The 18,724-nt window shown below is 67.4% G+C and carries 15 protein-coding genes; 3 read left to right on the plus strand and 12 right to left on the minus strand.

From position 1 onward, the window contains the following. Positions 1-160 precede the first annotated feature (160 nt). The 3 genes from AAC050_RS13315 to AAC050_RS13325 all read right to left on the minus strand — a co-directional run bounded on the left by AAC050_RS13315 (position 161) and on the right by AAC050_RS13325 (position 3,852). Complete coding sequence (locus tag AAC050_RS13315) at positions 161-568, minus strand: response regulator (RefSeq protein WP_339915578.1); 408 nt, start codon at positions 566-568, stop codon at positions 161-163. An 85-nt stretch (positions 569-653) separates the two neighbouring features. Beyond that, positions 654-2,579: a PAS domain-containing protein gene (locus tag AAC050_RS13320; RefSeq protein WP_339915579.1), complete on the minus strand. Its 1,926-nt coding sequence runs from the start codon at positions 2,577-2,579 to the stop codon at positions 654-656. A 106-nt stretch (positions 2,580-2,685) separates the two neighbouring features. Next, complete coding sequence (locus AAC050_RS13325; protein ID WP_339915580.1) at positions 2,686-3,852, minus strand: cell wall hydrolase; 1,167 nt, start codon at positions 3,850-3,852, stop codon at positions 2,686-2,688. A gap of 389 nt (positions 3,853-4,241) precedes the next feature. Here AAC050_RS13325 and AAC050_RS13330 point away from each other — a divergent pair, with 389 nt between their 5' ends. Then, on the plus strand, positions 4,242-7,433 hold the full coding sequence (locus AAC050_RS13330) for a PAS domain S-box protein (protein WP_339915581.1): 3,192 nt from the start codon (positions 4,242-4,244) through the stop codon (positions 7,431-7,433). 139 nt (positions 7,434-7,572) lie between these two features. Here the strand turns inward: AAC050_RS13330 and AAC050_RS13335 are convergent, their stop codons facing one another. Together AAC050_RS13335 and AAC050_RS13340 are read right to left on the minus strand one after the other, a co-directional pair. Continuing rightward, positions 7,573-7,935, minus strand: a complete 363-nt coding sequence (locus AAC050_RS13335) for a DUF6481 family protein (protein WP_339915582.1) — start codon at positions 7,933-7,935, stop codon at positions 7,573-7,575. Between the two features lie 208 nt (positions 7,936-8,143). Next, entirely contained in the window at positions 8,144-8,341 is a 198-nt protein-coding gene (locus AAC050_RS13340; RefSeq protein ID WP_339915583.1) for a hypothetical protein, read from the minus strand. 541 nt (positions 8,342-8,882) lie between these two features. Here AAC050_RS13340 and AAC050_RS13345 point away from each other — a divergent pair. Together AAC050_RS13345 and AAC050_RS13350 are read left to right on the plus strand one after the other, a co-directional pair. Beyond that, positions 8,883-9,992 carry a cell wall hydrolase gene (locus AAC050_RS13345; RefSeq protein ID WP_339915584.1) on the plus strand — a complete coding sequence of 370 codons (1,110 nt, stop codon included), beginning with the start codon at positions 8,883-8,885 and terminating at the stop codon, positions 9,990-9,992. A gap of 144 nt (positions 9,993-10,136) precedes the next feature. Continuing rightward, positions 10,137-11,318 carry an acyltransferase gene (locus AAC050_RS13350; protein ID WP_339915585.1) on the plus strand — a complete coding sequence of 394 codons (1,182 nt, stop codon included), beginning with the start codon at positions 10,137-10,139 and terminating at the stop codon, positions 11,316-11,318. Here the strand turns inward: AAC050_RS13350 and nadC are convergent. The 7 genes from nadC to AAC050_RS13385 form a co-directional block, all read right to left on the minus strand. Beyond that, complete coding sequence (gene nadC / locus AAC050_RS13355; protein WP_339915586.1) at positions 11,266-12,129, minus strand: carboxylating nicotinate-nucleotide diphosphorylase; 864 nt, start codon at positions 12,127-12,129, stop codon at positions 11,266-11,268. The genes AAC050_RS13350 and nadC overlap by 53 nt on opposite strands. Further along, positions 12,126-13,679 carry an L-aspartate oxidase gene (locus AAC050_RS13360; RefSeq protein ID WP_339915587.1) on the minus strand — a complete coding sequence of 518 codons (1,554 nt, stop codon included), beginning with the start codon at positions 13,677-13,679 and terminating at the stop codon, positions 12,126-12,128. The genes nadC and AAC050_RS13360 overlap by 4 nt, the downstream gene beginning before the upstream one ends. Then, the gene (locus AAC050_RS13365; protein WP_339915588.1) at positions 13,676-14,533 is read right to left on the minus strand and encodes a site-2 protease family protein; all 858 of its coding nucleotides are present in this window, start codon (positions 14,531-14,533) and stop codon (positions 13,676-13,678) included. Before AAC050_RS13365 ends, AAC050_RS13360 begins: the two co-directional genes overlap by 4 nt. A 109-nt stretch (positions 14,534-14,642) precedes the next feature. Further along, positions 14,643-15,734 carry a quinolinate synthase NadA gene (gene nadA, locus AAC050_RS13370; RefSeq protein ID WP_339915589.1) on the minus strand — a complete coding sequence of 364 codons (1,092 nt, stop codon included), beginning with the start codon at positions 15,732-15,734 and terminating at the stop codon, positions 14,643-14,645. An 89-nt stretch (positions 15,735-15,823) separates the two neighbouring features. Further along, entirely contained in the window at positions 15,824-16,348 is a 525-nt protein-coding gene (locus tag AAC050_RS13375; protein WP_339915590.1) for a methylated-DNA--[protein]-cysteine S-methyltransferase, read from the minus strand. Next, entirely contained in the window at positions 16,329-17,444 is a 1,116-nt protein-coding gene (locus AAC050_RS13380; protein WP_339915591.1) for an Ada metal-binding domain-containing protein, read from the minus strand. The genes AAC050_RS13375 and AAC050_RS13380 overlap by 20 nt, the downstream gene beginning before the upstream one ends. Positions 17,445-17,544: 100 nt before the next feature. Further along, positions 17,545-18,714, minus strand: a complete 1,170-nt coding sequence (locus AAC050_RS13385) for a hypothetical protein (protein ID WP_339915592.1) — start codon at positions 18,712-18,714, stop codon at positions 17,545-17,547. Between the last annotated feature and the right edge of the window lie 10 nt (positions 18,715-18,724).

The raw sequence follows: 18,724 nt of genomic DNA on the forward strand, positions 1-18,724 counted from the left end.
AGCTTCCCCGGCCTGGACCGGATGGACAACCTATTGAGAGCTCACACCTAGAGCGAAATCGGTTGAGTTGGACGCAGTCCAACCCGGCTCAGATTTCGCTCCAGTTTGAATCTGGACCATTTTTTGGATTCAGGTCGATTCGACCTGAAACAAGAATGGTCTAGGCGAACAGCCGCAGCTCCGGCGGGGCGTATTCCATCGGCCGGCCCAAACGTCGGCGCAGCGCATAGTCGACCGCTGTCTGGACCGACGCTTCATCAGTGGGTTTGGCCAGAACGCCGATCGTGCCGGCCACGCCTTGATGAACCATGCCCGGGTTGGCGGTCATGAACAGGACGGTTACGCCCCGCTCCTGGCCCAGTTCGCGACCCAGCTCGATACCGGTGGGACCGTCCGACAGGTGGATATCGACCAGGGCCAGATCGACCTCGGCCGCACTCGCCAGCTCGCGCGCAGTGCGGACGTCCGCCGCCGTACCGACGACCTCATGACCCAGGTCCTCCAGCACGAAGCGGAGTTCCATGGCCACCAGGGCCTCGTCCTCAATGATCAATATGCGTGCCGACATAGCCGTAAAATCGATAACCTCAACTATTTGCGATACTCTTCAAACGGTAACGTCGCTATCCCGTTGGGGTTTCCGGTCCACAGCCTTATGCGACAATTTGCGCCGCCCGCCGTCGCGACAGGGCCGTCGCCGGCAGGTCGATGATCATCTGCAATCCACTGGCTCTCCAGTCGCGTTCCAGCCTGCCACCCAGCTGTCCCTCGACCGACAGGGTCGCCAGCGATGAGCCGAAACCGGTTCGCGTCGGCTCACCCTCAACCGGCGGCCCGCCGCGCTCGGTCCAGGTCAGAATGAAGCGATCCTCCTGCCGTCGGGTGGTCAGCTCGACCCGTCCGGCCTCGACGGACAGGGCCCCGTATTTGGCGGCGTTGGTGGCCAGTTCGTGAAACAGCAGGGCCACCGAGGTCGCGGCCTGGTCGTCGAATACCGCATCGTCTCCGGTGATCACGATCCGTGACACCCCGGCGCTGTCGGCATAGGCCCGGAACAGGGAGTCCAGAAAGGCATGCAGGGTCATGGTGCCGACACTCGGTCTCGACGTGTCCGTATGCGGACGCACGAACTCATGGGCCCGACCCAGGGCGTTGATACGGGTCCGCAGCGAGGCGGCGAACGCCTTGGCTTCGGGGAATTGTCGTGCCGACAGCGCCACCAGGGCCGAGACCACGGCGAAGATGTTCTTGATGCGATGGCTCAGTTCCTGGCTCAGCAGCTCCTTAGCCTGGTCCATCCGCTTCATTTCGTCGATGTCGGTGCAGGTGCCGAACCAGCGCACGATCTCGCCCGCCTCGTTGCGGACCGGCATGGCCCGGCCCAGGGCCCAGCGATAGACGCCGGAATGGTGCCGCAACCGGTATTCGATCTCATAGGGATCACCGGTGGTCAGGGAATGGCACCACAATTCCCAGGCCCGGGCCTGGTCCTCGGGATGGAACATGTCGTTCCAGGCCTCGCCATCGGTCGAACCGACCTCCATGCCGGTGAACTCGTACCAGCGGGCATTATAGTAGTCGTGGAATCCGTCCGGCCGGGTCGCCCAGACCATTTGTGGCATGGAGTCGGCGATGGCCCGGAACTGCGCCTCGCTTTCGGCCAGGGCCGTCACTGCATCGGCCAATTCGGCCTCGCGCGCCTTGCGATCGGTGATGTCGACGGCCACGCCGGGAAAGCGATTCGGCGTGCCGTCATGGTCACGATAGACCTGTCCGCGCACCAGCACCCAGCGCAGCGGCCGTCCCGGCACGGCCAGCCGGTATTCGCTGACATACAGGTCACCACTATCCAAAAGGGCGACGATCTCGTCGCGGGCCCGGTCGGCGTCATCGGGATGCAGGGCGCGGTTGAAAGTCGCCAGCGGAGCTCCGGCCAGACCGATCGCCGGGTCGACGCCGTACATCTCGGAAAAGCGCGCATCCGCCACCAGCCGGTCCGTGGCCACGTCCCAGTCCCAGGCCCCGACATATTCCGAGGCTTCCAGGGCGCGCCGGGTGGTCTGTTCGCTCTCTCGTCGTTCCTTCAACGCTCGCCGCAGTTCCAGAAGATTCATCACCTGACGGGCCAGCATCGTCAGGGCGTCGGCCTGGAATTCGGTCAGGCCCTGCGGACGGGGCCGGGTGTCGATCACACACAGACTGCCCAGCGGCAGCCCCTCCGGCGTCACCAGCGGCGCACCGGCGTAAAAGCGGATGTGGGTGACACCGGTGACCAGACCGTTGTTCCTGAAACGCGGGTCCGTCGTCGCGTCACGCACGACCATCAATTCGTCGCCGCGCATGGCGTGGTCACAGAAGGATACGTCCCGACCGGTCTGGGCGGCCTCCAGGCCGATCCTGGCCTTGAACCACTGACGATCCGCCGCGACCAGACTGACCAGTGCCGTCGGCGTGTCGCAGATCCGTGCCGCGAGGGTCGCCAGATCGTCGAACTCGGCCTCGGCGTCCGTGTCCAACACATCATAGACATACAGCGCCGCCAGGCGCTCGGCTTCAGTCCAGGGCTTCGGCTTCGTCACTTCGTCTCTGGACACAACTCGACCTTGCAGGGGCGAAAAACGCCTCGGGGTATAGGGTAATGCCGTTATAGCCTAACCGTTGCAGTCGTCGCCCGCAGGATCGAGCTCAGCGCCCGGGACGACCGATTTCCTCGACCGCCATCACGGTCACGCCGGGCGGCACGGCGGCGACCCGGGCAGGTGGTACCGGAGCCTCGAATTCCGCCAGCCGAGCGTTGATCGTGGCGATCTCTTCCTTGCTGGGCTGACGGCGGCCACCGAGCGAAGCGACCCCGACCACCCGGGTCTGACCGTCGATCTCGACCGTACGCAAGGCATTTCCGTCGTTCGTGCCGGCCGCATTCGTCATCAGGGCCGGCTCGAACCGGGGCCGGGCGAAGCGGGCCTCGTCGATGCGCGGCTCCCGACCGGCATAGGCCTGGCTGAAAGCGGCCGTCTCTCCGGCAGGGCCCTTCCAGCGATAGAAGATGTGGGCCCCGATCTGGGTCAGCTTGTTCAGTGTGGGAGCCCACCATGGCCGGACATAGTCGGCATGATAGTGGGTCGCCGTGCCGACATCGGCCGCCACATATCCGTTCAGTGACCGCTGGGCCACGGTGTGGGCCCGTTTCCAGGGCTCGCTGGCCGGACCTCGCGCCAGGGCCCCGTCACAGGTAAAGCTGAACTGGCAGCCGGTGACCCGCTCGGCACCCTCGTACACCACGCCGCAAACCGAATTGGGATAGTTGGGGTCGCGCACCCGGTTCAGAACCACCTGGGCCACAGCCTCCTGCCCCGCGGTCGGCTCCAGTCCCGCTTCGTAGTAGATCGCCTGGGTCAGGCAGCGCAAGGCGCGGTCGCGATCCGCGACAGACGCCGTCCGAAAGGCGAAGGCACGGGCCGGCCGGAGCAAGTTCAGGGCGGCGGGAGCTGCCGCGTTCAACCGGTGCGCTTCCAGGCCTGAAGTCCCCAAATCCAGCCCCGGCTTGCCCGCCAGGGCCAGACTTTCCCAGCCCGGCGTCAAGCCAAGCAGCGCCACATGACGGGCGTTCGGATCATGGCGGATCGCCAGGGCCAGCTGGGCCGGGTCCATCCGGGCCGACATCGCCGCCAGCCCCCGGGGACCCAGATCACCGTCGGTGATCCGCGCCACCGCCTCGGCCTGCCGGTCGATGTCGGGGCGGGGCGTGGAACTGGCGGCCATGGCGACACCGACGACGGCCAGCGCCACCGGGGCAGCCGCCACCAGTCTGCGCGCCGGCCTCAGCGCCAATGTCCAGTCGAAAGGGTTCACGTCCGCATCCGTCATCGTCGGGCATCATACCCGACTTCAACCCTAATCCCGCTTGGCGGCGCTTTTCAGGCGAAGAAAGCCGCCCCGCGCGAGGTAACATCAGGCCCTGCGGCCACATCAGGGCATGATCCGATCTAGCGCACGCCCAGCGTCGACCGCAGCATCCAGGCGGCTTTTTCACGCGCGCCGCCGGTACGTTCGGATTTCGTCAGACCGGTATCGATAGTGGCTGTCATACTTGCTCCCTTGACGGAAATGGTGCCATTCAGACTTTGAGAGTTGGGGGCCCGGCGCTCGCTCGCCAGGGTGGGGAGACCGTTTCCCCAATCAAAGGAACGCAAGTCCCGACAGGGTGTTGCACTGTGTCGCTTGTTAAGGGCGGGGGCCGAATGAGCGTCACGACGCTCCTCAAACGAATTGTGGATACCGATTCCGGCATCGCCCGGATGGCCCGTCTGCGCCCGCAGCCGGGCTGGGTGAATACGTTGATCGGACTCGGTTCGATGCTGGCGATGCTCGGTGTCTGGTCGACCATCACCATCGTCTCCGGCCACCAGACAGGCATGCTGATCCTTCTGCCCGCCGTCATCCTGGCGGCCCTCGCCGGAGGACGAACAGCGGGCTTCGTGGCCACGGCCGTCGCCCTGGCCGGCGGCTGGACCTTGCTCCGTCTGCAGGGCGTCGAGGTGGACCTGATCCGTAGCGCGGGTCCCGTCGCGCCCGTCGATTTCGTCATCGTCGCCCTGTTTTCCACCGTCGTTACGGCCGCGTTGCGCAAGACCCTGCTGCGCCTCGACGCCACGTTCGAGGACCTGCGGACCGCTCGCGCGCTCGGGGGTGACCCCGAGAGTCGGCTTGAGATCATCAACGAACATGCCCCGGTCATGCTGTGGATGAGCGATACAAAAGGCCGCTGCGTTCACCTGAACCGGGCCCAGAGGGAATTCTGGAACGTCACTGGCGAGGTCGAGACCTTCGACGTGATCGAGACCGTTCACCCGGATGACCGCGACCGTGTTCGGCAGGCTGCGACCGACGCCTTCAGGCTTCAGGTGCCGTTCGAGACCGAGGCCCGATTCCGCCGCTACGATGGCAGCTGGCGCACCCTCCTGACCCAGGCCCGGCCCCATCACCACAGCGACGGGACCTTCCAGGGCATGATCGGCGTCAATGTCGACGTCACGGAGCATCGCCAGATCGAGGCGGCCCTGCGCGAGAGCGAGTCCCGGTTCCGCCTGATGGCCGACAAGGCCCCGTCGCCCGTCTGGCTGACCAATGCCACGGGCGAAGTCGAATTCGTCAATCAGGCCCTGGTCGAATTCTATGGTCGGCCGGCGGATCAGATCCTGGGAGGAGTCTGGCGCGAAACCGTTCATCCCGACGACCTCGCCGAAGTCGCGGCCCACCAGGACGCCGCACGTCCCTACCGTCTGCCCTACGGGTTCGAAGCCCGTTTCGCCGATGCGAACGGTGACTGGTGCTGGATGCGGGTCGCGGTCAATCCCAGGCTGGACACCCGGGGCGGCTTCCTCGGCTATGTCGGTATGTCGTTCGACATCACCGACATCCGCGAGTCCAACGCCCGCCTGGCCGCCAGCGCGGCCGAACGGGACGCCATCCTGGGACAGCTGGCCGAAGGGGTGATCGTCACCGACCCCGAGGGCCGGATCACCTTCATCAACGACGCCGCCCGGCGTCAGCACGGTATCGAGGCCCTCGGTACGGGGCCGGATGACTACGCCGAGACCTATCAGTTGTTCACCGAGGACGGCCGACCCTATCCGTCCGAAGAATTGCCACTGACCCGCGCAGTTCGAAACGGCGAAATCGTCACCGGTGCCCGTTGGCGCATCCGCCGGCCCGACGGCAGCGAAGTGGTCGCCGTCGGCAATGCCCGTCCGGTGATCGGTGACGACGGCATTTCCATCGGCGCGGTGCTGACGATGCGCGATGAGACCGCCCGGGTTCAGGCCGAAAACCTCCTGACCGAATCCGAAGCCCGTTTCCGCACCGTCGCAGACAGCGCGCCGGTGTTCATCTGGATGACCGACCCGGAGACGCGGATCACCTTCGCCAACAAGCGCTACCAGACCGTCTTCGGGGTCGACGTCGGCGAACTGATGGGAGCCCGCTGGAAGAAGCTGGCCCATCCCGACGACATCGAGCCGTTTTCGAAAGCCTTCATCAAGGCCATGAAGGGCCACCACCGGTTCGAGGGCATGCTCCGGATCGATCACAAGAAACTGGGTTTGCGCTGGTTACGTTGCGAGAGCATTCCCCGCTTTGATGCCGCCGGTGTGTTCCGGGGCTATGTCGGAGCCAGCCTGGACGTCACCGATTCCAAGCGGGCCGCAGACGACCTGAAGCGTATCAATGAACTTCTGGAAGAACGCGTCGGCGAGGCTCTCGCCGAAAAAGCCAAGGCCGAAGCCGATCTGATGCATGCCCAGCGCATGGAGGCGGTCGGGCGGCTGACCGGTGGCGTGGCCCATGACTTCAATAATCTGCTGACCGTGGTCATCGGGGCTCTGGACATCATCCTGCGCTCGCCCGACGACGCGACCAAGCGCAAGAAGCTGGGCGAGGCCGCCCTGGCCGCCGCGCGACGCGGCGAGGGGCTGACGCATCAGCTGCTGGCCTTCTCGCGACGCCAGACCCTGCGTCCCGAGGCGGTCGATCTCAACACCCTGATCCGCGAGAGCGAACCCCTGCTGCGCCGGGCCGTCGGCGAGGCGATCGAGTTCAAGCTGAAACTGCGTCGCGGCGGGGCCCGGGTCAGCGTCGATCCGGGTCAGTTCGAGGCGGCCCTGCTCAACCTCGTGGTCAATGCCCGCGACGCCCTGGGCGACAAGGGCCGGGTCATGGTCCAGACCCACTCCTGCGCGGTCAAGGCCGATGAGATCAGCGAGCTCGTCCCAGGGGACTATGTCTGCATCACCGTATCAGACACGGGATCGGGCATGCCCCCCGAGGTCATCGCCCGGGTGTTCGAGCCTTTCTTCACCACCAAGGCCGTCGGCAAGGGAACCGGCCTGGGTCTCAGCCAGGTCTATGGCTTTGCCCGCCAAAGCGGTGGCACGGCCCGGATATCCTCATCGGTGGGTAAGGGGACGGACATCCACATCTATCTGCCACCGCTACGGGACCGGACGCAGGTCCTGGCCGAGCCTACAACCGGCCTTGCGCGCGCCATGCCCTCCGGGCGACGGTTGTTACTGGTCGAGGATGATGTCGGCGTCGCCGCGGTGGCTGTCGAGCTGCTGCAAGCACTGGGCCTGATCGTCCAGGCCGTGGAGACAGCCCCCGAGGCGCTCAAACGGCTCAAGGTCGAACGCTTCGACGTCATGCTCAGCGATGTGGTCATGCCCGGCGGAATGACAGGCATCGAACTGGCCCGGACCTGTGCCGCCGACTATCCCGAGATGCGGATCATCCTGACCTCGGGCTATGCGGGCGATGATGTCGACGAGGCGCTGACCGATGCGCCCTGGCCGTTCCTGCGCAAACCCTATTCGGCCGATCAGCTCAGCCGGATACTACAGGATCCCGCCCCGGCCGACGGGGGAGAGCCGCCGGGCTGAGGTCGGGCCTTTTTCGCGGAGCAGGTCTAGAGCGAAATCGGTTGAGTTGGACGCAGTTCAACTCGGCTCAGATTTCGCTCCAGTTTGAATCTGGACCATTTTTTGGATTCAGGTCGAGTCGACCTGAAACAAAAATGGTCTAGCGCTGCCGCGCCTTGCGGGCGGCGTAACGGGCATCACGGGCCGCCTTCTGGTCGGCCTTGGACACGGCCTTGCGTTCCTTGCGGGCACCGCGCTTCTCGGCTTCCATCGCTTCCTCAGCCTCACGTTCGGCTGCCAGACGCACAGCTTCCTTTTCGGCGCGCTCGCGGCGTTGCTCGGCCTTCACCAGTTCATGCTGCTGGCGCAGGGCTTCCTTTTCAGCGGCACGTTTGGCCGCCAACTTGTCGAATTCGGGGTCCTGCACCGTCGCCTTGGGCTTGAAGCGGGCAAGCAAGGCCTTCTTGGCTTCCTGCTGGGTGGCGATACGGTCGGTGAAGGCAGTCTGTTTCAGATCTCTCATGCGGAGGTCAGCAATTCCCAAACTAATGATTGGCGGCAAAATGGCCGCAGACCGGCGAGCGACGCTCAGCCGGCGGCGTGCCTAAGCGGAAATCGTGGCAAAAATCAAGGTTGGGGCAAAATTTCTGCCCCGCCGTAAACACCCGAACACCCCCGCCATCACCGGAAACACCCTTTCGGAGCGTTTCCGGCCATGGGTGACGAACGAACTAGTTCGGCTTGTCTGTCTTGGCGATCACAGCTCCGGTGGCGGCACCGACCACGGCACCAACCGGGCCGGCGACGACGGCTCCGGCTACAGCCCCGGTAGCAGCCTTCTGTTCGAGGGTGGTCCCGCACCCGGCCAGGGCCAGGCCCAGGGCGAGAACGCCCGCAAGGGGGGCAGATAAGGCGGTCAATCGAATCATGATGGTCTTCCTGTGAAACAGTAGAGCTGGAACGTGTCGCCGGGGTTCTCGGTTCCGTTCCACAGAAATCGTCGTCACCCTGAAGTCACGCATGGCAACAGGCTGTGCACCGCACAATCATCGCCTGTGAGTGGTAAAGGTTGCGCAGAACATATCCTGTGGGGAGAATTCAGTATTCGGACCGCTGACTTGGCCTCAAATTAGAAACGTCGGAGAGGGGGCCTGGCCGTTCTCATCGCCATGCGGCAGAATGCTGCACTGCACCCAAATATTGCGAATCAACCACATTGACGCCATAAACGGCTGGCTTAAGGCGCGTCCCCGGCAGTTGGTTCCTTACTGACCGTCGGTATCCGGCGCTGGACCGCGACTTGCTTGGGTAGGTCGACCAGTACCGAATTGAGAATTTCAGGGGCGGCATTGCGCCCTGCTGAACAGGTTCGAGCCTTTGTCGCATTTCTCACATCAGAGCGTATCTCTGCGCGTCGAACGTGCGGCCCGGATCCGGCCCGCCACGGCAGCAGCAGCATTTGGCGTTCTTGTGGGATTGACTGTGGGCTGCGCCTATCTGGGCGGATCGGCCGCAAAGGCGACGACCGTTCGGGCACAGGCTGAACGTATCGAGGGCGCGACCTCGGCCGGATTTACCGAAGAAGCTCTCGCCGCGGCGGCCGGTGGCCTCGACGCCAGCGCCCTGACCATCGCACGCCGCCATGACCCCTATACCGTCGCCGGCAGCGCCCAGCGTGACCGTCAGGCCGAGCTGCTCACCGCGCGGCTGGAGCAGCTCCGCAACCAGCCGGGATCGAATCTCCGCCGGGTTAGCCTGACCTCGGCCAGTCCCGCCGCCCGGCCGTTCCACCTCGGCAATGCGCTCGATGAGTCCCGCGACCTCGAATGCCTGACCCAGGCCGTCTACTATGAAGCCCGCGGCGAAGGCCGCGACGGCATGCAGGCCGTGGCCCAGGTCGTGCTCAATCGCGCCCGCCATCCCGCCTTCCCCAAGAGCGTCTGTGGTGTGGTATTCCAGGGCGCGGCTCGTCGTAGCGGCTGCCAGTTCAGCTTCACCTGCAACGGCACCATGCATAATCCGGTGAACCGCGTCGCCTGGAACCGGGCCCGCGACGTCGCCTCCAGGGCCCTGTCCGGCCACGTCTATGCCGCCGTCGGCAATGCCACCCATTTCCACACCACCAATGTTTCGCCGCGCTGGCGCAATTCCCTGATCCGGGTCAACCAGGTCGGCAGCCACCTGTTCTATCGCTTCGGCGGCCGTTCGGGTTCCAGCGCCGCGTTCAACTATGCGGCCCGCCCGTCCAGCCCCGACGATCAGCCGCGTCTGATCCAGGCCAGCATGGATCCGGCCGCTTCGGTTCGCCAGGCCGGTCAGGCCGTGGCCTACAGCCTCGTCCTGGCCCAGGAAGGTCTGACCGGCTCCGCTCCGGCCCCGGCCGAGCCTGCCGTCACCGTGCGTCCCGTCCCGGCTCCGGCAACGACTGCAGCCCAGACCCAGGCCCAGTCTTCCACGACCCGACCGGCCCCTTCCGCTTCAGCGCGGCAGGTCCAGCCGGCCCCGTCGACTCCGACCACCCCAGTGACCGCCGTGGCCCAGGCTACGACGCAGCCGACCGCAACTCGCCCCGCCGCCTGATCCTTGCCGCCGCAAGGCGACGCGAACGGCGGCATCTTCCAGCGAATCAATGACGGTTTCCCGGTCCTCCGCAACGGAGGTCGGCCCGACCCTTGCAGCCAGACGGCCTTCAGGTCCCGCCGTGGGACACAGGTCGTCGAGTTCATGTCCGCTGTCGCCCAGCCCGTCTGCCCGTCCAGCGCCTCCCGACCGTCCGCGATCCGGGGTGGAGCCCTCGATGCCTTGCGTTTCGTTGCGGCCCTGTTCGTGGTGGTGTTCCATTTCGGCGACGAGGCTCCGGTCGCGCTGGCGACGCTGCACGACTTTCTCGGGCGCGGTTACCTGGCCACCGACTTCTTCCTGATGCTGTCCGGCTTCGTCCTGGCCAAGGCCTATGGCGACGCCGTCGCCACCGGCAAACTGTCGCTGGGACGCTTCTGGGCCCGCCGGTTCGTGCGCTGCTACCCGACCCATATCATCACCCTGGCCCTGCTGGCCGCCATGGTCGGCACGGCAGGTCTGCTGGGGCTGGCTTCCCATCACCCCGAGAATTTCCAGTGGTCGGGCCTGCCTGCCCAGGTCCTGCTGCTGCACGCCTTCGGTCTCGGCGGCGGACACTGGAACATCCCCAGCTGGACCATCTCGGCCCTGCTGATCTGCTACGCCTTCTTTCCGATGCTGTGGCGACGGATGCTGCCGATCCGGCGGCCGGGCACGGCCCTGGGTCTGGGTCTGTTCATCCTCGTCGCTGCCAACCTGACCAGTCTGGCCGTGTTCGGCACCCAACAGTTCGACCTGCCGTTCCAGTGGGCCTTCTTTCGCGCCGCGCCGCTGTTCCTCGTTGGCCTGACCCTGGCCCGCGCGGTCCAGACTGCGGCCTGGAGCCCGGTGATGGCCCGCAGCCTCGGCTTCGGCGGGGCCGCGGTCCTGCTGGCCAACGCCGCCCTGTCCGGGCCGGACATGATCAACATTCTCGCCATCTGCGCCGTCGTGCTGGGCTGCGGAGCCTCACCGGTGACCCGTCCTCTTCCCGGAGCCGAATGGGGGGCCCGGGTCAGCTTCAGCCTGTTCATGATCCACACCCTGACCGGCGCGATCTGGTTCGGCCTGGTCATCCCCCGGATCCTTCAACAGTTTCCAGCGATTGCCGACGGAAGCTGGCTGGATTGGGGGCTATGGTTCGGGGGGCTGGCCTCGACCCTGATCGCGGCGACCCTGTACCATCACTGGATCGATGCACCGCTACAGCGGCGGCTCAATGGCCGTCTGTTCGGCCCGCAGGCCGGGCCGCGCTTCAGTCTGGCAACACGTCCAGACCGATATCCAGCGCCGGAGCCGAGTGCGTAAGCGCCCCTACCGAAATCACATCGACGCCCGTCTCTGCGATCGCCTTCACCGTCGACAGATCGACCCCGCCGGAAGCCTCCAGTGTCACCGGCCCGAATGGACTGGCGGCCCGCCGACGTACCGCCTCTGTCAGGTCCTCGAGGCTGAAATTGTCCAGCATGATCACATCCGGCGTTTCGGCCAGGGCCTGATCCAGCTGCTTCAGGCTGTCGACCTCGACCTCGATCTTCATCAGGTGGCCGACCGCCGCCCGGGCCCGGCGCACGGCCGGGGCCACCCCGCCGCACACGGCGATGTGGTTGTCCTTGATCAGAATGGCGTCATCCAGTCCGAAGCGGTGATTGACGCCACCGCCACAGATCACCGCATGTTTCTCCAGCGCCCTCAGGCCCGGTGTCGTCTTGCGCGTGTCGGCGATCCGCACCCGCGTGCCCTTGACCGCCTCGACATAGGCCCGGGTCAGGGTGGCGATTCCACACAGCCGCCCCAGCAGGTTCAACGCCGTGCGCTCGGCCGCCAGAAAGGCCCGGGCGTCTGCCTCGACCTCGGCCAGCACCGTCCCGGCCGCAAAGGCTTCGCCGTCGCGCAGCAGCAGGGTGATGCTCGCCTTCGGATCCATGGCCAGCACCGCCAGCCGCACGCAACTGATCCCGGCCAGCACGCCCGGCTTGCGCGCCGCGAACACCGCCTTCATCCGGACCCGTTCGGGAATACAGGCCTGAGCCGTGACATCGCCGGCCCGGCCCAGATCCTCGGCCAGGGCCAGACGCACCACGGGGTCGATCAATAGGTCCGGCAGTTGGCGGATCATGTCAGGGCGGCCTCGGTCTGGAACAGGGCGTCAGGCAGCGCCCGGGAGGGTGTCGGGTCCGCCGCCTGTGCCCTGCGGATCCGGGTGTGGACGGCGGCGGCCGCCGTCTCCGGATAGTCGGAACGCCAATGTCCGCCGCGGCTCTCGTGCCGGGCCAGGGCCGCCTCGGCGATCAGGCGCGCGGCCGCCACGGGCAGGGCTCCCGGCCAGGCGTCGTCCAGTCGGTCGATCAGGGCGATCAGCGTCTGCAGACCCGGCGCGTCGCGCACCACCCCGGCATGATCGCTCATCGCCTGCCGCAGCTCGTCCAGCGCCGCCGCCGGCAGCTCGTTCGTCGCCGTCAACGGCAGGGTCTCGCCTGTTTCCCGGGCCTCGCCTACCGCGGCCCTACCCGTGCGTCGTCCGAAGGCGGCCGCTTCCAGCAGGGAGTTGGACGCCAGCCGGTTGGCCCCGTGCACCCCGGTCGCGGCACATTCGCCCACCGCATAAAGCCCCGGCAGACTGGTGCGGCCGTCGGCCCCGGCGGCGATCCCGCCCATGTGATAGTGCGCCGCCGCGGCCACCGGGATCGGCGTCTCGCGCGGGTCCAGTCCGGCGCGCATACAGGCGGCGAACACGGCCGGAAACGCGTGCGGAAACTCGGCCCCGATAGCGGTACGGGCGTCCAGATAGGCTCCGCGCCCGTCGCCACGCGCCGCATGAACGGCCCGGGCCACCACATCGCGCGATTGCAGGTCGGCATCGGCCGCCGGGCCCAGCAGGAACCGTCCGGCCCCGTCGATCAGGCGCGCGCCCTCGCCACGCAGCGCCTCGGTCGCCAGCGGCATGGGATCGAGCCCGACATCCATGGCCGTCGGATGGAACTGGACGAACTCCGGATCGAGAATTTCCGCCCCGGCCCGCCAGGCCAGGGCCATGCCCTCGCCCTTCAGGGCAGCGGGTGTGGTGGTCATGGCGAACAGGCCACCCGCCCCGCCGGTCGCCAGCACCACGGCCGGGGCCATGACCTCGACAGTCCGCTCTCCACGCACGACGCGAACGCCCCGCACCCGTCCGGTGGCGTCCTGGATCAGACCGGTCAGCCGACCGTCTTCCCAGACCTCGATATGATCCGCCGCGCGTACCGCCGTCACCAGGGCCGACAGAATGGCCCGCCCGGCTCCGTCACCGCCGACCCGCGCCACCCGCGCCGTCGAATGGGCCGCTTCCAGACTGACCTCGAAGCCGCCAGCCGCATCCCGGTCGAACGGGGCCCCCAGTCCGGCCAGCCACTCGACGGTCTCGCGTCCATCCCCGGTCAGGATTCGCGCCGTCTCGACCTCGACCAGTCCGGCGCCCGCCGCCTCGGTATCGGTCGCATGCAGGGCCGGGGCGTCGCCAGCGGACAGGGCCGCTGCCACCCCGCCCTGGGCCCAGGCCGAGGAGCAGGCTTCCAGCAGCGGCGCGGGCGTCACCACCAGCACCTTGTGCGGGGCGGCTTCCAGCGCCGCCGACAGACCCGCCAGGCCGCCGCCGACGATCACCGGTCCGTCATGGAACTGGCGACTCACCGGCTGACTCCCAGATAGGCACGGCTGATATCCAGCGCCCCGGACAGGGTCCCGTCGCCGAGGGGGATCAGGGCGACCAGACCCACGCCGACACAGGCGACGGCGGTGACCAGAAACAGGCCGACGCTGAACCCGGCCTCGCGCCAGCTCAGCGTGCGCCCTTCCGGTCGCCAGGCACCGCGGCGCAGATGACCGATCAAGGCCAGACCCAGAAACACCGCGAGAATAAACCGGCCGCTGAGCAGACCCCACAGCACCACGATCAGCCCCATGGCGATCATGGCCCCCATCTCGACCATCGGATGAATGCGGGCCAGCACCGGCCCCAGGGCCCGTGAGCCGTCCAGCGGCGGGGCCGGGGCCAGGTTGACCAGATTGATCGCCGCGATCACCGCCGCGCCCAGCAGCCAGCCGGTCCCGCCCAGCGCCAGATAGAGGCCGAAGAAGGGAAGGGTCGCCAGCAGACCGAAGGCCGGACCGGCCAGCGACACCTTGACCCCGTCCCACTCGCTGCTCGCCATCCTCTGACCGCGCGCCAGGCCGCCGAAGAAGGGAATGATGTAGATCTTCGCCGGACCCATGCCGTAGCGGTTCATCGCCAGCACATGGCCGTATTCATGTACCAGCAGCCCCCAGATCGCGGCTGCGGCCACGATCCAGCTGCCACTGAGATACCAGATGAAGCCACCCAGCAGCGCGGTCGAGATCAGGGCCCAGACCAGCGACTGACCCTTGTCCAGCGGCGACCCGGACGCACGGGCGGGCGCATTTGTGTTCGCCGTGACGCCGGGCGCGGTGGCCGGCTCCGGCTTGGGATCCCAGGGGCCGGGGCGGGGCGTGTGGTTGTCTGTCATCCCGGGGACGTGGCCTTTTCCGACCGCAGCCACAAGGCGAGCAGGGCGAGAAGCCGCAGGCTGCGCCTGTCGATCATGGTCACCAGCCGGACCGGCGCGACATAGTGCATCAGATCAACTCCACGGCGACATGGTGGCGGGCCTTGACCATGTCATAGCGCGCCGGAACCGCCGGCGGCGGCAGATCGACCATCCGCTGCACCGCCCGCTGCGCCGGGGCGATCATGGCCTCGGGTACGGTGACCTCGAACTGCATCTTCAGCAGGCAGTCGCGGATGTTCTCCAGCGTGATCCGCTTCATGTGCGGGCACAGGTTACACGGGCCGATGAACTGGACCCCCTCGACCTCGCCGGCGACGTTGGCCGCCATCGAACATTCGGTCAGCAGTACCACCTGTTTCGGGCGGCGCGCGGTGACATGGTCGATCAGGGCCGCGGTCGAGCCGGCAAAGTCCGAGGCGGCCAGCACGTCTTCAGGGCATTCCGGATGGGCCAGGATTTCCGCATCCGGATACGCCGCCCGCATCTCGGCGATGTCGGCCCCGGTGAAGCGCTCATGCACCTCGCAGCGGCCCTTCCAGGCGATGATGCCGATGGGGGTCTGGGCCGCGACATTGCGGGCCAGGAATTCGTCGGGGATCAGGATGACGCGATCGACGCCCCATTCCTTCGCCGCCCATTCCACCACCTGCACCGCATTGGCGCTGGTGCAGCAGATGTCGGTCTCGGCCTTCACATCGGCGGTAGTGTTCACATAGGTGACCACCGGCAGGCCCGGATAGCGTTGCTTGATCAGCCGCACATCGGCCCCGGTGATCGAGGCTGCCAGCGAACAGCCGGCGCGCAGGTCCGGGATCAGCACGGTCTTTTCCGGACTCAGGATCTTTGAGGTCTCGGCCATGAAATGCACGCCGGCCTGAACGATCACCCTGGCGCTGGACCGGGCCGCCTCCTTGGCCAGACCCAGGCTGTCGCCGACATAGTCGCCGACCCCGTGGAAGATCTCGGGCGTCATATAGTTGTGGGCCAGAATGACGGCGTCGCGCTCGCGCTTCAGCCGGTTGATCTCGACGATCAGCTCGGCCTGGGCCGGCCACTCCATCGGGGTGACGAAATCCTTGACCTTGTCCCAGACCGGCGCGGTCTCGCGCGCCGTGGACTCCGAGAGTCCGAACATCCGGGTGTCGTGGCCGTCCACCATATCCGCCTCCTTGCGGGACTTATGCTCAAAGTTAGCATAAGCTACTCCAATGTAGTCCCGTGAGAGACGAATGCAAGGGGTGAAAGGCGTCAGATCAGCGTCGCGCCCTCATGGGCCAGCAGCCAGCGTTTGCGCTCCAGTCCCCCGGCATAGCCGGTCAGGCTGCCGTCGGCCCCGATGACCCGGTGACAGGGCACGATGATGCCGACCGGGTTGGCCCCGTTGGCCAGCCCCACGGCCCGCACCGCCTTCGGCTTGCCGATCGCCGCCGCCAGCTGGCCGTAGCTGCGCGTCTCTCCGGTCGGAATCGCCCGCAGCGCGGCCCACACCTGGCGCTGGAATTCGGTACCGCCGGTGCGCACCGTGAGCCCGTCCAGCGCCCGCCGGTCGCCGCCGAAATAGGCGTCGATCGCCGCCCGCACCGCGGCCGGGGCCCGTCCCGGGGTCAGCACCACCGGCCCGTAATGGCGCGTCAGCAACCGCATCAGCCGGTCCTCGAAATCGTCGAAGTCCAGCGCCCGCACAGCCCCGTCGCCGTCGGTGACCAGCAACAGTTCGCCGACCGGCGTGGTGATCCGGTCCAGGGTCAATTGTTCAGGCTGCCTGGCGGCCATCGGTCGTCTCCATCTGATCCAGATCAGTTTCGTTGATGCCGGCGAGCGTCAGGTGCAGCGCGCCATAGGCCCGCCACGGTCGCCAGCCTTCGGCCCGTCGCCGCAGGGCCGGCCCGGCCCCGTCCAGACGGTCACTGGGGGCGTCGTCGCCGGTGTCGATCCAGTCGCCCGCCAGCCGCAGACCCGGCCGCGCCGCGACCAGCGGGGCCAGCAGCGCATCGACCGACAGATCGCGGGCGATGGCCTCCGGATCGGCAGACAGGTCGAACACCCGCCGCACCCGCGCCAGCACGCCCGGCAGAACCTTCAGGTCCCCGGCCTCGACCGTCACCGTCAGCCGCCCGGGTGCGGCCGGTTCGACCGCGACCTGCCCGCCCGTCCCGTCGATGTCCGGTGTCAGCGCCCGCGTCCAGCGTGCGCCCTCGACCGTATCCCCCCGCGCCGCCAGGGCCGCCATCAGCGCACCGAGGTCACAGGGCAGTCGGTAGGCCAGGCTCAGCCTCACGCCGCCATCCGAGGGGCGCTCGGCCCGACGTCGCAGGGCCGAGGGCGGACGGGCGTACAGGGTCTGGAAGGTCTCGTTGAAGCGCCGCACGCTGCCGAAGCCCGCGGCATGGGCCACCTCGGCCATGGTCAGGTCGGTCTCGTGCAGCAGGGCCTTGGCCAGCAATACCCGCCGGGTCTGGGCCACACTGACCGGGGCCGCGCCCAGATGCTGACGGAACAGCCGCCGCAGCTGACGCTCGCCGACCCCGAGCCGCCCGGCCAGGGCGTCGACGTCACTGTCGTCCAGTGCCCCCGCCTCGATCAGGGCCAGGGCCCGGCTGACGGTGTTGGAGGTGCCACGCCACGCGCCCAGGTCGGGGGCCGTTTCGGGTCGGCAGCGCAGGCAGGCCCGAAACCCCGCCTCTTCGGCCGCTGCCGCCGTGGCGACAAAGCTCATGTTCTCGCGCTTCGGTGTCCGCGCCGGACAGACCGGACGGCAATAGATCCCGGTCGTCTTCACACAGCCGAAGAAGCGCCCGTCGAAACGGACGTCGCGGGTGACGACAGCGCGATAGCAGGCGTCCTGATCGAGGGGCGGCGGCGTGTCCATGACCCCAGACTGAACCCTCGCCCCGCCGATGTCTCGCGGTTTTCGGACATGGATGGGCGGGGATGGCGAACACCCCCGCCCGACCGGTACCGTCGTGGTCTCAGCCCCGCACCAGCCGCCAGGTCGCGGTCAGCATCTCCCAGATCAGGCCCAGGGCGATGAGCGCCAGACCCCAGCTCAGGACCATGGCCAGGTCCTGGCTCATATCGGTCAGGGTACGGCCGTGCAGGCCCAGCCAGGCCAGTCCGTCATGATCCCACACGATCGGCACATAGCCCTCGATGCGGGTGCTCTCGCCGTCCAGGGTCAGGGTGAACCAGTGGCGCGCCTCGAAGATCAGATGCGCCAGCCACAGGCCGCCCGCGGCCACGGCGATCTGGGCCACCGCCAGCAGCCGCACCGCCTGCGGTCGCAGCAGGCCGAACAGGTCGCTTGCCATTCGTGCCAGCACATAGACCAGAATGGTGGTGTGCAACGCCGCCCAGATCGGCCCGCCGCTGACCACGGACTCGGCCCCGTCGACACGGATCTGCATCAGGCCGGGGGCGTAGATCAGACCGGTCCACCAGGCCGCAAACAGACCGTTGGCGACCAGCGACAGCAGATGTTCGCTGCCCGGCCAGGCCCGCCCCCCGCGCCGCGACCAGCCGCGCCCCGACCAGTTGAGGCCGGACCCGGTCCAGGCGGACTTGCCCCCGCCCTTGCTCCCATCGTGGCCCCCGTCCTGGCCCAGGCCGCCACTCATGGCCGCGCTCCAGATCGCCGGATCCGACAGGCCAAAAGCGCTCAAATCCTTGACCCGCCACTGGGTCAACCATTTCGGTCGCAGGCCGTAGTGTTCGACGACCGCCGCGGCCACCGTGGCCACCCCGATCAGGGTCAGGCCGCTGCCGATCAGGCCGTTGATGGCCTGGCTGATGGCCTGGGCGATATCCTCGGGGCCTGTCAGCACCCGCACCAGCAGCCCCAGCGCCTGCACGGCCAGCAGGATCAGCAGCCCGGCCTTGACCCCGAACAGCCAGTAGGGAAACAGCTCGGGCCCGACCAGCGCGTCCGGCCCCTTGCGATAGCGCGCCGCGACGACCAGCGGATGGCCGATCTCGTGCAGGATGTCCTCCTGCTCGTCCCCGGTCAGAGGCCGGCCCAATTCCTCTTCCCGGGCCTCGAACCGGCTCAGGATCAGGTCGCGCAGTTCGGCGATGATGTCGGCGCGTTCGTCAGCGGGCAGCTGCGCGGCGACGGCGTTCAGATAGCGGTCAATCATGTCCATGTCGGTTCCC

Origin of the sequence: uncultured Brevundimonas sp. (assembly GCF_963974615.1) — a bacterium.
Classification (GTDB): Bacteria; Pseudomonadota; Alphaproteobacteria; order Caulobacterales; family Caulobacteraceae; genus Brevundimonas.